This is a genomic window from Dyadobacter sp. CY351, assembly GCF_021502625.1.
Taxonomy (GTDB): domain Bacteria; phylum Bacteroidota; class Bacteroidia; order Cytophagales; family Spirosomataceae; genus Dyadobacter; species Dyadobacter chenhuakuii.
Genome location: NZ_JAKFFU010000013.1, coordinates 58,574 through 73,174 on the forward strand (window position 1 = coordinate 58,574; position 14,601 = coordinate 73,174).

Sequence of the window (14,601 nt, forward strand, 5' to 3'; positions counted from 1 at the left end):
TTTAGAAAATTTTTTTGCACCCATAAATGCACTCTTTTAAATACGCACTGGAAATCTTCGGCGCTATAATCGTCTTGTTTTCCGTTATCCCGCTCATTCGCAACGACTTCTGGGCATTCCGGGTTTTTGAATATCCCAGGATTCAAAAATTATTCATCAACCTGTTGATCGTCATCCTTTACATTTCGCTGTTCCGGATGGGCGGCACTTTTGAAAAAATTTTTACAGCTGTCATCATTGCGAATGCGCTTTATCTGATGTATCAGATCTTTCCATTCACATTCCTGGCAAAAAAAGCGCTCCTGAAAGTTTCCAAACAGGATCCGGATAACCAGATCAGCATCATTTCGTCCAATGTTTTTCAGGACAACAAAAACACAGCCGGATGCATTGCTATGCTGAAAAAGCACGATCCTGATCTTATCCTGCTGCTTGAAACAGACCAGTACTGGAACGATGGCGTTCAGGAGCTTAATGAGAAATATCCGCATCAAGTGCTTGTGCCTCTGGAAAATACCTATGGTATGCTGCTGTATTCCAAACTGGAACTGGTGGGCGCAGAAGTCCGCTATCTTGTTGATGAAGAGATCCCTTCCATTAAAACGCAGGTAAAACTTGCCTCCGGAAAACTGATCCAATTGTACTGCGTACACCCTACTCCGCCAGTGCCGGGAGAAAATATGTACTCCACCGAAAGGGACAAAGAATTGCTGCTGGTTGCCAAGGAAGTAAAAGGCAAAAATGCCCCTATCATTGTCGTAGGAGACCTGAATGACGTCGCGTGGTCGTATACGACGAATTTATTTACAAAAATCAGCGGATTACTGGATCCGAGACGCGGAAGAGGCTTTTTCAATACTTTTCATGCCAAATATCCTTTCCTGAGATTCCCCCTCGACCACGTTTTTTGCTCCACCGATTTCAAGCTGCTGCAACTGAAAAGGCTCGAAAACTTTAATTCTGACCACTTCCCTATCCTCATTGCATTGCAGTATGAAGAACTGGCGGATCTGCAACAGGAAGAACCGGAAGCAGATCAGGAAGAAAAAGAGCTCGCGGAAGAAAAGATTAATAAGGTTACCTGATAACGTGGCTGTACATCGCAGGAGTAAGTAAATCCTGCTTGCAGCGGGATTGGAATGATTTTTGTAACAACGCTTCATGATTACATGAAGTATTGATTCCCTTCTATCCCACTTTAATCTTTTGTTTAAATATGCATTACCAGACATATGAGGAAACAATAACGCCTGAATTGCATAAATGGCAGCAAAAGATGCAAAAGCGGCCAAATCTGGTAGATAGGACATCGAAAGCGGTTCAGGACAAAATCAATGACATTATTCCGGATAAGGTTCATGCCGTTATCACTTCTACAATCAAACAAATGACGCGTGCGGTGCTCACCGGAGCAGAATTTACCACAGCGCTGCCGGCACCCAAGAACTCACTGGAAGAAATTGAACGAGAGGTTTCCAGGCGCATTGAATTTTATAAAAAAGCAGGAGCCGCAGAAGGCGGCATCATCGGCGCAGGGGGATTTGTACTTGCACTGGCAGAATTCCCGATCCTGATCGCCATTAAAATGAAGCTTCTGTTTGAGATTTCCGCATTATACGGGCATTCAGCGGAAGATTACCGGGAACGACTTTTTATCCTCCATATTTTTCAGCTGACATTTTCCAGCCAGAAACAGCGCCAGAAAGTGTTTGAGCAGATCATTCAATGGCAGGAGAAAAGCCAGGGGCTTCCTTCCGACATTCACCAGTTCGACTGGAAAACATTTCAACAGGAATACAGGGATTACATTGATCTCGCGAAAATGGCGCAGCTGATTCCCGGGATCGGTGCAGCTGTGGGCGTCATTGTGAATTACCGGCTCCTGAATCAATTAGGCAAAACAGCGATGAATGCTTACCGCATGCGCTGGTTTGAAGAGCGGACGTTACCGGCTGCGAGAAGACAAGAACAATTGCCGTCACCGGCTCAGAACCAATAAAGTATACCAATAAGAGTTACCCTTTGATCCACTTTGCATAAAAATTGAATGAGCGCCAATCAAAAGGAAAAAGTTTATACAAAAGGCCTGGATTCGGCTTTACTGGCAGTTTACAACGGTTACATGTTTTTCCTGCGGTTTTTCAGGGAAGCCTTTCGCGGCCGGATGGAATTTCAGGAACTGGTCAAGCAATGTTACGCGATCGGCAATAAATCATTGTTGCTGATCGGGCTTACAGGCTTCATTACCGGGATGGTATTTACCAAGCAATCCCGCCCGTCACTGGCCGAATTCGGCGCCGTGTCCTGGCTGCCGTCATTGGTTGCGATCGCCATTGTGCGCGCCCTGGCCGCATTGGTTACGGCGTTGATCAGTGCGGGGAAGGTTGGATCCAGCATTGGTGCCGAGCTGGGTTCCATGCGCGTGACCGAGCAGATCGACGCTATGGAGGTTTCGGCTGTTAACCCTTTCAAATTTTTGGTCGTGACCCGCGTGCTCGCATCTACGATCACGATTCCGATCCTGATGTTTTATTGTACGGGCGTAGCGCTTATGGGTGCTTTTCTGAACGTCACATTGAACGAGGGCACGAGTTTCAGGGCGTTTTTTGAAAATGCTTTTGAACAAATCACTTTCCTGGATGTAGGAACCTCACTTGTAAAAGCGATTGCTTATGGCTTCACAATCGGGATTGTGGGTTGTTACCAGGGTTACAATGCGAGCAAAGGAACGGAAGGTGTGGGTAAGGCTGCGAATTCGGCAGTCGTAATTTCCATGTTCCTGATCTTCATCGAGGAGGTCATTATTGTTCAGGTATCGAATTATTTCAGAATATAAAATGGCAGAAATCAACCAAAACGAAGAGCCGGTCATTGAGATCAAAGATCTTTACAAATCATTTGGTGATCTGCACGTGCTTCAAGGTGTCAATTTGAAGGTGGATAAAGGCGAGAATGTTGTGGTCCTCGGCCGGTCGGGAACGGGTAAGTCAGTTTTGATCAAAATCATTGCAGGGTTATTAAAACAGGACAGCGGCGTTTGCAATGTCCTGGGCCGGGAAGTTGCTGAATTAAATCAGAAGGAGCTGACAGACATTCGCCTGAAAATCGGTTTTTCATTCCAGAACAGCGCATTGTACGATAGTATGACGGTGCGGGAAAACCTGGAATTTCCGCTGGTAAGGCATGTTAAGAATCTTTCAAAAGCGGAAATCAACGAACAGGTGGAATATGTGTTGGACGCTGTTGGCCTGTTGCAGACCATTAACCAGGTTCCTTCGGAGTTGTCGGGCGGACAGCGGAAGCGGATCGGCATTGCCAGGACACTGATCCTGAAACCCGAAATCATGCTTTACGATGAGCCTACCGCGGGACTTGACCCTATAACCTGCCTGGAAATTAACCAGCTGATTAATGAGGTGAAGGAAAAATATCACACAAGCTCTATCATCATTACCCACGACCTGACCTGCGCCCGCGAAACCGGAGACCGGATCGCGATGCTGCTGGATGGCAAGTTCCTGAGACAGGGCACATTTGAAGAAGTATTTGCCACAGACGAAGAAAGAATCAAAAGTTTTTACGATTATAATTTTATTCAATAATGGAAACATCAGCCAGAAAACGCTCCATAACAGTCGGACTTTTTGTTATAATAGGCTTAGTCATCTTCATAGTAGGGATCCTTACGATTGGAAGTATGAAGAAAGTATTTTCTTCAACAATCTCCGTCAAAACGTTGTTCGATGACGTGAACGGGCTGAAACAAGGCAACAATGTCTGGTATTCGGGGGTAAAGATCGGGACAGTGAAGACCATTCGCTTTTTGTCTAATTCCAAAGTCGAGGTTATCCTTCACATTGAGGAAAAGTCGCAGGAATTTGTCCGCAAAAATGCGAAGGCCAAGGTTAGCACAGACGGACTGATCGGTAACAAGATCATTGTCATTTACGGCGGAACGCAAAAGGTGCCTTCCATTGAAGATGGCGACGAGCTGGTGGTTGAAAAAATGGAAAGCACGGAAGAGATGCTGGCCGTTTTGTCTGAAAACAACAAAAACCTGCTGGGCATTACGAGCGCGTTCAAAACGATCAGCAAGAATATTCTTGAAGGAAAAGGAACGGTGGGAATGCTGCTGAACGATGAGCGACTATATAATGATGTGGATCAAACGCTCGCCGCACTGAAAAAAGCATCTGTGAATGCACAGACCATGACAGCTTCCTTGTCCGGATTTACAGAAAAACTAAATCAAAAAGGCGGTCTGGCAAATGATTTTGCAACCGATACAGTCATCATGCGGGACCTGAGGACCACTATTGGCAGACTGAACGAAACAGTAACTTCTGCAAACGGAATGGTCGACAACCTCAAAACGGCGAGTGAGAACCTTAATTCTAACAGGACAAGTCCGTTAGGCGTATTACTACACGACGAGACGACGGCGAGCAATTTGAAAGGAACATTGCAAAACCTCGAAAGCAGCACCGAAAAGCTTGATGAAAACATGCAGGCGCTCCGTTCCAATTTCCTATTCCGCAGGTATTTTAAGAAAAAAGCCAAGGAAGAGGCGAAACAACCTGAGAAAGAGGCAGTAAAAGATTCAGTGAGCCAGTAAATAATTTCATATTTTTGTAAATATATTTCGTAAACCACAGCTCAATTGAAACAACTATAACCTCTAATTAATGGACTTACAACTTAACCCTGCTCTGGATCTTACTTACATTGACCAAGTTTACGGAGATGACCCTGTAATTCTTTACATGATTTTTGATGCTTTTATGAGCGATTCGGTGCCGCGGTGGCATTCGCTCCGCAATGCATTGGAAACTGAGGATATGAAGGAGGCGGCGAGCATTGTACACGGACTGAAACCGTCGTTCACCATGGCTGGACTTACGTGGATAAGGCCGAAAGTGGAGGTGCTTGAAAAAGCGATTAAAGATGACGAAACGCCGGAACAGCTGATGCACATGTATCAGACAATTTCAGCAGAACTGAATGAATTGCTGCCGATCATCGAACAAGAATCGGAGCGTTTGAAATCACTTCAATAAGACAACAAAAATGATAAGAAGCGAGCGTGTGGCATTAGCTACACGCTTTTTCTTTTGGATTTATCCCAGGCAGCACTCTGATTTCCTTTGTAAAAGCGGATAATCCCTGCCATTACCGCATAGTTCATCACACAGAAATAGTAAGGAACGAACAATGCCTTCACCTTGATCTTTCGTTTTTCCAGAATCCATCCCGCAAGCGCGGCACCGTAAAAAGCAACCTGCGCGAAAAGAATCAACCCATACAATGCATTCCCGTCATTGACCACAATGATAATGTTCAGCAGGAATACTAGGATCATTAAAAAGGGCGTAATCGTCCACCGCAGCACCCGGTGGCTAATGTATTGAAATGATAAAAGCGGATAATTGAATGGGTTAAGGAGCTTTTTAAGCCGTAAAATCGACTGGATCCCGCCTGCTGCAATCCTCACCTTCCTTTTCAGTTCCTCCTTAATGTTCTCCGACGAAAGTTCCGATGCATAAGCCTCGGGTTCATAAATAATGCGGTAACCTTGCTGCGCAATGAGCATGGAAATCATAAAATCGTCGAGGATCGTATCTGGCTCCACCTGCCGGTAAAGTGAGTGCCTGACGCTGAAAAGCTCTCCCGCTGCGCCCACCACCGAGTAAAGCTCCGAATCCCACTTTTTAAGCGTCGATTCGTATTTCCAATAGAAGCCCTCCCCCGCCGTGGCGTCGGACACGGCATCCTGCATCACCCGTTTCTCTCCTGATACTGCCCCCACTTTTGGGTCGGCGTAATGCCTGGCTATGAGCAATAGTGCATCCGGGTTCAGATAGGTGTTGGCGTCTGTGAATACAACTACTTCTGTGTTAACCTCATACATTGCGCGGTGCATAGCCAGGATCTTTCCGCTTCGGACGGGCGTGTGCAGCAGCTTGATCTGGCTGTAAGCGCTCACGAGCTCTGGTGTACGGTCGGAGGAACCATCGGTAACAAAAATCAGGCTTAGCTTGCCGTGCGGATAGGAAAGCGCAAGCGTGTTCTGAATTTTTTCTTCAATGATGCTTTCCTCATTGTAGGCAGCAATGACGAGCGTTAATGTTGGCATATCCTGATCAAGCGACGGAACGGGCCGTTTCCCTTTTACGGCACGCCGTATCCTGACCAAAACGTACAGGATGATCCCATAACCAAGGAATGTATAAAAAACGATGAAGAGACTGAGCCAGAAGAGTATTTCCATAAATTATCGTGACAGGGGGAAGCCAAGGTTATTGCTATCCGCCTTATTGGTGAAATGCCAGGTGATTGCTTTCAGAAAAACAGGGATGAAATTGTATTCTTTATTTTTTATGTATTGAATAAGATTCCTGGGCACCACTGCCAGCAGGAAATAGCAGCAGAAGATCAGAAATTGCATGGGGGAGCCATTTTTTCGGATAAATAAAATGCGGTTCCGGTTCATAAAAAACTCCTTCAATGCGGACCTTTTGCCTACCGCAACGGATTCTTTATGGTATATCAAAGCAGAAAGATCAACGTGGATTTCATAACCTGCATTTCTGATCCGCTCACACCAATCCAGTTCTTCATAATATAAAAAGTAATTTTCCGCCATCCCGCCCGCCTTTTCGAGCGCTTCCCGGCGGATCATCATAGCGGCCCCATGCGCGTAGCCCGTAATGCCACTCAGTGAATCATACTGGCCTTTGTCCTGCTCAAACTGACCAATACAAGCATTGCGTGCGGTGTAGTAGTTCATGGGCGTATAACCAGTATACTGCAACATTCCCGGCTGGTCGTAATAATGTATTTTAGGCGAAATCATCCCGATTTTCGGGTTGGCATCCATTGTGGCGACCAATGTGCCGATTAGCTCCGCGGTAACTTCGGTGTCGTTGTTAATCAGGAATAAATACTCACCCGTAGCATGTTTCAGGCCGATGTTATTGCCGCCTGCAAAGCCCGTGTTTTTCTCCGATCTGATGAATTTAATGTGAGGATAGCGTTCTACCCAGCCTGGCACGGGATCGGGTTTGCTTCCGTTATCCACCACCACGATTTCAAGGTTCGGATATGTATTGACTTCTTCCAGTGACCTCAATAAATCTTCTGTAATCTTAGGCTGATTAAAATTGACAGTTACAATGGAAACACTTTTCATCGGTTCGGAGCTGGGCACTGGGAAAGTCTGAAATGAGGGAATTTTTTTATTGGCTTGTAGAACTATTTCAAAATTAACAATTTAAATATAGCTTTAAACAAAATGTAGTTTTTGCGGTTATAAAATGTTCGCAGCCCTGCTAAAAGCCTCTACTATCTGACTAAAATCTAATTCGATATTTACAAAGTGAAAATACCGCGTCTGCTAGATATTAAAAAAGTTTCCCGCATCCCGGACGCTGCCAAACTTTCTCCCGAAATGCCCCTCATCAGAAAAAAGGTAGATGAACTCATTGAGATCATCGCACATTCAGCCGTTAACAGCACACAGGCGAGCGCCTACCAGCAGGAAATTGAAGAAGCATTCAGGCGCTCAGCGCTTAAAGCAAAAGCGGCTGCGCCTTTCCGGGCACTGGACCAGGATAATAATCTTTCGCGGGAAGAGCTTCTGGAAGGGTTGGAAAAATTGCTTTCCGAAAACAAAATCGACAGCAAGATCAGCAGCTCGAAAGGGCGGAGCAATGCAGCTCAAAAAGCAGTAATGTTCATTCTGGCTATTTTATTGATCGTTGTTGGCTTCGCTATGATCATTATGCCGGCACCGCCCAGCTTTGAAATCTTCACCGTTTATTATTTCAATGCAAATGACGGTGTTACGATCATGGATCTGGTGTCATTACTCATTATTTTTGGGGGAGTGCTTTTATTCGTGCTAAACTTCAATAAAAAATGATCTCGTTTCCGGAGCCGCCGACCAGTGTTAAAAAAATCTTGCTGGTAGAGGATAATCTCATGTTTCGAAGGGTGTTTGAAGCGTCCCTCATTAAAGCAGGATACAGCTGCGTGGCTTGCGAGTCGGGCACGGAAGCACTGGCTTTGCTGGCAGTCGAAACGCCGGACCTGATCCTTTCCGATTATGATATGCCTGTCATGAACGGTTTTGATTTCCGGCAGGCGATTTTGCTTAATCCCAAAATCAGTGACATTCCGTTTGTGTTCCTCACTTCCTTTACGGATAACTCCCTGATACTGCAAGGTTTGAGCATGTATGCCATTGATTTCATCAATAAGGAAACACCTATTCCGGTGATTATTTCCAAGCTGGGCAACATCATTAAATCACTCCAGAATGAACACGTCAGGTCCGTCCGTGAGTTGCGGGTAGCAGCCGAGACGCTCAATGTCAAATCTATACCCACACACAGCCCGGTCCTTCCCGGCTTCCGCGTCCATTTTTGGCATAAAGGATATCTGGGTTACCCCGGTGGCGATTTTATCGATTTTGTACAGGCAGATCAGCGGTTTTGCTTTGCATTTCTGGGGGATATCATGGGAAAAAAGTGGACCGCGTGGTTCTTTACTTTCGGCTTCCTGAGCTATATCCGTGCCGCTATCCGCTTTTGCGTACTCGATAATGACCTGACGATAGACAACATTGTTCAGAAGATTAACAAGCTGATCTGTATGGACGAAAGTTTACAAAATATCCTATCCAGCCTCTCGCTCCTCTTGTTGGACAGTGAGACCGGTGAGGTGCATTACACAGGAGCGGGCGACCTGCCCCTGATCAGTTTCAGCTCGGAAACAGGCAAACCCGTAACCGTCCTTTCATCCGGATTGCTGCTTGGCCTGATGGAAGAAGGATTTTATGACAAGCAGGTTATTAAAATGAAAACGGGCGATCAGCTGGTCATCTTCACCGATGGCATGATCGATATTCCGTCTGCTGGCTCGAAGAAGAGCGACTATCCATTTTTTGTTTCCAAAATCACACCTTATCTCGGCGGGCAGGACAGCTTTGGCAAGATCAAGACCCACGTACTCGAAAGCATCAATGACAGCAATCAAATGGATGATGCAAGCATTATTTTTATTGAAAAAACATAATCCCTCATGATACTAAAAGTAAACGAAATCAACCACGTAGCACAGGCAACGATCTTGCCGCAGGAAGCAAGCCTTGCCAACGCCGAAATGTTCAAAGAAGAGATGATTACCCTTGTAGCCAATGGCGCACGGCTAATTGTAGTGAACTTCGAAAATGTAAATTATATCGATAGTTCATTTCTCGGCAGCCTCGTGGTCGCGCTGAAATATGCAATGCCCAGAAACGTCGATATATACCTGGTTTCCCTGAAGTCTGATGTAAAAGACCTGCTTACACTGATCAGGATGGATAAAGTTTTCAAAATCTTTAAAGACTTCGACGAAGCAATGGAAGCATCACAATAATTTATGGAGCACGATCGGATAAGAATTCACTTTACCAGCAACCGGGAAGAAATTCCCGGCATATTAAAGATCTGCCTGGACCATGTCGTGCAAAACACAAAAAACGCATCCCCATCCCCAGATACATTTTCAAAAATTAAATGGGTGATTACGGAGTTACTGACCAATGCGGTAAAGCATTCAGGAACAAGAGATTGCACATTAAACATTAAGGTAGACAACAACCGCCTTTTTCTTGAAAAAGAAGATCGTGGAAATCCGTTGTCACTTATCGGGCAAGACACGGGTAAAATATTTACCTGGCCCATCAAGGGGTTCACCAACAGGGTCGAATTTCAGATCTATCATAACGGCGTCGATTCGCTGATCGTGAGATCGGACGATGCACATTCAGCTAAATTCTATGTAAAAGAAATGACGGGCCCGGACATGCCGCGACTGCTGAATGATTCCAGCGAACATTTCGGTTTGCTGATCCTGACAAAAGCTTCTCACGAATTTTATTACGAATATGATCCCGAAACGCAAACCAACAGGTTTACCAGTGTTTTTCTATTCGCTGAAAAAACCGGTTAAGCGGGTTTGAGATTCTGGAAAATGATGTCGGCAATGGTGTCAACTCTTTTTTCCCATGTATTTTCAGCCGCAATGGCCAGACGCCGCGATTGTAATGCTTTGCTATCCGTTGCCAGCGCTTCTTCGATCGCAGCCGTAAAACCTTGTGCGTCTGTGCAGAAAGGCACAATGTCTTCGGTGAATTCTTTCAGGTCAGGATTGAAGTCAATGGCAACAACCGGCTTGCCTGCGCCGAGATATTCGAATAGTTTGAGCGGGAAAATGCTGCTGCTCACCTCATCTTTTTTGAAAGGGATCAGTGCAACGTCGAATCCTTTGATAACGGCAGGCATATCTGCATAGTCGATGGCACCCAGGAAGAAGACATTGGGAGCCGTAAAAAACCAGTCGGGAACAAATTCCTTCGCTACCGGCCCCACGAAAACGAAGCTCTTATCAGCATTATGAGTAATTACTTCTTTGAGGAGGTCGTAGTCAATGCGCCTTTCTATGGCGCCCAGGTAACCTATAATCGGCTTTTTGATTTCCAATAATTTCGGAAAAACAGGCAGCTCGGGTCTCAATGCCTTGCTGCTATGCGTGACATCAGCTGCGTTCGGCACAAAATAGGACTTGGGATTGAACTGCTTTTTTTCAAGATACAGCGCACGGCTGCTGCAAATCACCACATCGCTTTTCCGTACGAGAATATCTTCGGATACAACGCCATGCCGCTGGTTAAATGGCAGGATCATCGGATCGAGACAATGGTAAACCGTTAAAGCAGGCGACAGCCCGTTGACTAATGTAGGATAATGGAAGTTGAAGGAATTAATAAAAATGTAGTCCTTAATGTTATGCGCCTCAATGATCGTCCGCAATTTCCGCCGGATCATCGATTCATTGATCTTCAATATTGACCTGAAAAAACCGCTTTCGGGTAAAAAATTAATGGATAGCAGCAGCGGCGGGATAACAATTTTAAGATTCGGTGTGTCCGTATCAATCAGCTTTCCGCTCCAAACAGACAAATGATTTTTCCGGACTTTGAATTCAGGGCCTTTTCTCAGCTTAAAATAATCTCTTACTGTAAATGGGTTTTCGACGTAGTACACCTTATTTTCCCTGGCCAGTAACCTCGCCGTGGTGTAATTTGTAGATTCAATGGTCGAATCAAATCGGGGTAAGCCAAAGACGATGATTTGGTGTCCTTTCAGTTTCATTGATCAAATAAGAATGCGGGTATTGCTGTTACGATAGAGGTCTTTTTAATAAAAGTGGGGGTAGCCGTCTTGGTTATTCAAATATATGTGAATCAGTCGGTAATAACCTCTTTCCATTCAAATTTGTCCGTCATAATGCCTTTGGGATGCTCGCGGCCGATCCGGAAACCGAACCAGTTCTTTGGGGCAATCACACGATTCTCTTTTTCGCACAGGTAAGCTGCCCACCAGGCAAATGTACTGTTTGATATAATCGCAACGTCAGCATTCATAATCAGCTGAAAATCAATAATTTCAGAATTCTGAGAAAAGATAAAATTGGGTTTTTGAGGAAAAGATTTTTTAACAAAATCCATATCATCGCTCACAAAAAACACCTGGTACTGATCCAGATCGTGAATGGCGTAAAGCTCTCGCTGGAAGTATTCGACGGGAAGGGAAATGTCCCTTTTTCCGTAAGCCAGGTAATCCGTGCGGCGAATGTGCACTACAATGGTCTTATGCTTTTTGAAAACGGCTCCGAACTGCTTTTCAAACTGTTCCTTGAATTCACGGTGAAGGCGCGGCTTGGAAGTTTCGGGTAAATGTTTGATATAATAATCTGACTGAAAATAGCCATTGTAGATCGTGCCGTTCTGTGGTGTAAATTCTTTGGGACTGAAAAAATTTTGCACGTAAATGTCCTTGAAACTAAAAACCTTCGGCAGCATTCTGGCGAACACCGAATAGAGTTTGGACTGCAATGTTACATTATGAAATGCACCGAGATCGAAATATCTGGCCAGATATGCATGGTGTGGATTCGGAAAAAAATAGGTCAGCTTGCTGTTTCTGCTTTTGAGATACATTAAAAAAAAGTACTGAAAAAGCTGATTACCCAGTCTGCCGGAAAACTTTACGCCAACCATAATGCACCATTATTAAAGTGATTCTTCTTATTTCAAGGCCCTGTTTTTCAAAAAAGGCTTAATGTACTTTTCGAGGAATTCGGGATAAAACCGGAACATATACATCCATGTGTTCCCTATGCTCACATCAATCTCTCTTTTCAGGATCACCTGCGCTATAATAAAGCCGACCACATTGGAGCATAATGTTGCATAAGCCGCGCCCATTACACCAAAAGATTGGATAAAGAAATAGTTAAGGACAAGGTTCAATGTGGCTGTAACGACTACAACAAAGAAAGTAACCTTCGTTTTGCCGATGGAATCGAGGATCGTGCCGAACTGGCGACCGTAGGGAATCAGCAAACAATACAAGAGCGTGATTTGCAGCAGCGGAATGGAATCATTGTATTTCTCTCCTGCTATCAGGTGGATTACAATGTCCGAAAACAGATATAAGAATACAACCACGGGAACAACCAGCGCGAGCGTTGTGCCAACCGACTTTTCATACAAATACTTTATGGCCGATTTCCCCTCCGTTTCCATCCGCTTGGCACTTTGCGGAAAAACGATCGTCGCCACCGCATTGCCAGGAATGTCGATCAGGTTCGTGATCCGGACTGCGATGTTGAAAGCCCCGGAAGCAGCAGGAGACAGGAGCGCACCCAGCATCATCTGGTCAACGGTCCCCGAAAGCAGTGAGCTGATCAGTGTTCCGAATGCGTATTTGCCATAGCCAAACAGCTTCTTAACCCACATTTTACTGACCTCGTACGATATCTTCAGATGTCTGCGACAATAATAGAACGCCAGTGACATGCCCAAAATGGCACTTATGATCTGCACCCAAACCAGATAGATCAATTTCACTTCTACCGAAAACAAGTAGCACACAACTACAAATGTGAAGAAGGAACCCTGCCTGATAATGGTCGTCAGGAATATGCCGTTGAAGCGCAGATTGGCCTGTTCAATGCCGTTGAATTGTGCCTGCAAGCCAGAAAAAAAATAGATTGCTATGTATAAATACAGCATCTGAACTAGCTCGGGAGAGTCCCAAAGCCTGCTCAGAAACGGCGCGAAGATCAGAATGGCGGCGATGCAAAAGATGGATACAAGCCCGCTTATGGCAAATGAAGCCGTAATAATGTCAGGATGCTCGCGCTCATCCGAAGCAGAAATAAACTTAACCAGCGCGTTCTGAAGCAAACCGCTCCGAATGGCTTCTAGAATGGTGGTGGTAGAAAGGAACAGCGTCCACACCCCGAAATCGTGCTTGGAAAGTAATCTTACCAGCACGTAAAATCCGGCAAAGCCAAAAAAGACCCCCGAGAAATTCTGGAGAATATTGATAAAACCTGACTTGATCCAGTAATGATCCTTCGGCTTGTCGCTCATTATCTTTTGACAAAATATGCCTCCACGAAATTTTTCACCTCATCATCCGTCTTTGCATGCAGGATTTTGGCACCGGAAAACTTCGGATACAGGTTTTCAAAGCAGTGAAAGTGATGTTCCGGGCCTTTTTTAGACAAGATCAGATTGGTGCCGCCGAAGTAACTTGCCAATGTTGCCGTGCCGCCATGAATCGATATAAATTTGCTTGCATTGGCATAAACCATCAGCTGCAAATGATTGAAATTGTTGGCTTTACCTTTGTTTTCCTTGAAAAGATCTTCCATCAGGATCACATCCGGATGCACTCTTGCAAGCCATTCATATTCGTCCATATCATAAATATCACTGTTATCCATCGTGATATTGTGTGGCTTAGGGCGGTTGTAGATAATGGTATAATCGTTTTTAAGTTTACCAACGATGAATTCCAGCAATTCCATGCTGTAAAAGCTCACCGGTGGTCCGTCCCACTCCATGTTGTAGCGGTTGGCAATGATCAGGATCGGCTTCTCGAACTGGTAAACCGGGTTGGCGAATGTTTCTTTTAAGGGAACAGGCAGCCATTTTTCGATGTCGTAATCCTGGCTGTACAGGATCCGTGGCATTTCAAAATTGAAGTTCCCTTCGTTGGACCTTGTTTCAAAAGACTCTTGATGGTCCGGTGAAAAAAAGTAAAGCTCCCGGGTATATTTGGATGATTCGGTGCTGAGAAGCGTTCCGTTTTTATAGTGCCAATAGGCAAAGGGAAGCACAAATTGGAGCTCCGGCGCAAACTCTCCCTGAAAGGACAGGCGTTTATACTTTTCCTTTGTTACATAATCCTTCACAACATATTTCAGTTGTTTGAGCTGGCAATAATAGGTGTGCCTGTAATAATATCTGACGTCAATGGTTAAATCTCCATATCGGGCCCTGACGACAAAACTAAGAATTTTGTTAAGTAGTGTTTTTACCATTCGTTTACAAAAACAACTTGAAACTTCCTTTCGGAATGCTAGCGGCGCAGTAGCACTTTGTGAAGGTGTATTTCAGGACAAAAGATTTAACCGTTTCAAATGTAGAATTAATTTTGCACTAATTTCACGCCTCAAAGAGATATAACTTGCCAAAATAAT

The 14,601-nt window shown here is 44.8% G+C and carries 16 protein-coding genes; 10 read left to right on the forward strand and 6 right to left on the reverse strand.

Translation table 11 applies throughout. The features are described from left to right. The first annotated feature begins 26 nt into the window (after positions 1-26). The 6 genes from L0660_RS22185 to L0660_RS22210 all read left to right on the forward strand — a co-directional run bounded on the left by L0660_RS22185 (position 27) and on the right by L0660_RS22210 (position 5,057). Positions 27-1,085, forward strand: a complete 1,059-nt coding sequence (locus L0660_RS22185) for an endonuclease/exonuclease/phosphatase family protein (protein ID WP_235161362.1) — start codon at positions 27-29, stop codon at positions 1,083-1,085. 131 nt (positions 1,086-1,216) lie between these two features. Then, positions 1,217-1,999 (forward strand): EcsC family protein, encoded by a 783-nt coding sequence (locus L0660_RS22190; protein ID WP_233796078.1) that lies wholly within the window; start codon positions 1,217-1,219, stop codon positions 1,997-1,999. Positions 2,000-2,047: 48 nt separating this feature from the next. Next, complete coding sequence (locus tag L0660_RS22195) at positions 2,048-2,836, forward strand: ABC transporter permease (protein WP_233796077.1); 789 nt, start codon at positions 2,048-2,050, stop codon at positions 2,834-2,836. A 1-nt stretch (position 2,837) separates the two neighbouring features. Continuing rightward, on the forward strand, positions 2,838-3,602 hold the full coding sequence (locus L0660_RS22200) for an ABC transporter ATP-binding protein (RefSeq protein ID WP_233796076.1): 765 nt from the start codon (positions 2,838-2,840) through the stop codon (positions 3,600-3,602). A gap of 95 nt (positions 3,603-3,697) precedes the next feature. Further along, positions 3,698-4,615 carry an MlaD family protein gene (locus tag L0660_RS22205; protein WP_233796075.1) on the forward strand — a complete coding sequence of 306 codons (918 nt, stop codon included), beginning with the start codon at positions 3,698-3,700 and terminating at the stop codon, positions 4,613-4,615. Between the two features lie 70 nt (positions 4,616-4,685). Further along, the gene (locus L0660_RS22210; RefSeq protein WP_233796074.1) at positions 4,686-5,057 is read left to right on the forward strand and encodes an Hpt domain-containing protein; all 372 of its coding nucleotides are present in this window, start codon (positions 4,686-4,688) and stop codon (positions 5,055-5,057) included. A 38-nt stretch (positions 5,058-5,095) separates the two neighbouring features. Here L0660_RS22210 and L0660_RS22215 read toward each other — a convergent pair whose 3' ends face one another. Then, complete coding sequence (locus tag L0660_RS22215; protein ID WP_235161363.1) at positions 5,096-6,268, reverse strand: glycosyltransferase family 2 protein; 1,173 nt, start codon at positions 6,266-6,268, stop codon at positions 5,096-5,098. Positions 6,269-6,271: 3 nt separating this feature from the next. Beyond that, on the reverse strand, positions 6,272-7,189 hold the full coding sequence (locus L0660_RS22220) for a glycosyltransferase family 2 protein (RefSeq protein ID WP_235161364.1): 918 nt from the start codon (positions 7,187-7,189) through the stop codon (positions 6,272-6,274). A 186-nt stretch (positions 7,190-7,375) separates the two neighbouring features. Between L0660_RS22220 and L0660_RS22225 the strand changes: the two genes are divergently transcribed. The 4 genes from L0660_RS22225 to L0660_RS22240 are packed head-to-tail and all read left to right on the forward strand — an operon-like array spanning position 7,376 to position 9,996. Further along, complete coding sequence (locus L0660_RS22225; RefSeq protein WP_235161365.1) at positions 7,376-7,921, forward strand: hypothetical protein; 546 nt, start codon at positions 7,376-7,378, stop codon at positions 7,919-7,921. Continuing rightward, the gene (locus L0660_RS22230) at positions 7,918-9,075 is read left to right on the forward strand and encodes a SpoIIE family protein phosphatase (RefSeq protein ID WP_235161366.1); all 1,158 of its coding nucleotides are present in this window, start codon (positions 7,918-7,920) and stop codon (positions 9,073-9,075) included. Before L0660_RS22225 ends, L0660_RS22230 begins: the two co-directional genes overlap by 4 nt. A 6-nt stretch (positions 9,076-9,081) precedes the next feature. Continuing rightward, entirely contained in the window at positions 9,082-9,420 is a 339-nt protein-coding gene (locus tag L0660_RS22235) for an STAS domain-containing protein (protein ID WP_026630339.1), read from the forward strand. Between the two features lie 3 nt (positions 9,421-9,423). Continuing rightward, a complete protein-coding gene (locus tag L0660_RS22240) occupies positions 9,424-9,996 on the forward strand; it encodes an anti-sigma regulatory factor (RefSeq protein ID WP_235161367.1) in 573 nt (190 codons plus the stop codon). Here the strand turns inward: L0660_RS22240 and L0660_RS22245 are convergent. The 4 genes from L0660_RS22245 to L0660_RS22260 form a co-directional block, all read right to left on the reverse strand. Next, a complete protein-coding gene (locus tag L0660_RS22245; RefSeq protein WP_235161368.1) occupies positions 9,993-11,198 on the reverse strand; it encodes a glycosyltransferase in 1,206 nt (401 codons plus the stop codon). The two genes, L0660_RS22240 and L0660_RS22245, sit on opposite strands and share 4 nt — an antisense overlap. Before the next feature lie 92 nt (positions 11,199-11,290). Further along, positions 11,291-12,106, reverse strand: coding sequence for an alpha-1,2-fucosyltransferase (locus tag L0660_RS22250; protein ID WP_235161369.1), 816 nt, complete (start codon positions 12,104-12,106; stop codon positions 11,291-11,293). 27 nt (positions 12,107-12,133) lie between these two features. Continuing rightward, positions 12,134-13,486: a flippase gene (locus tag L0660_RS22255; RefSeq protein ID WP_235161370.1), complete on the reverse strand. Its 1,353-nt coding sequence runs from the start codon at positions 13,484-13,486 to the stop codon at positions 12,134-12,136. Further along, positions 13,486-14,442, reverse strand: coding sequence for a hypothetical protein (locus L0660_RS22260; protein WP_235161371.1), 957 nt, complete (start codon positions 14,440-14,442; stop codon positions 13,486-13,488). The genes L0660_RS22255 and L0660_RS22260 overlap by 1 nt, the downstream gene beginning before the upstream one ends. Between the last annotated feature and the right edge of the window lie 159 nt (positions 14,443-14,601).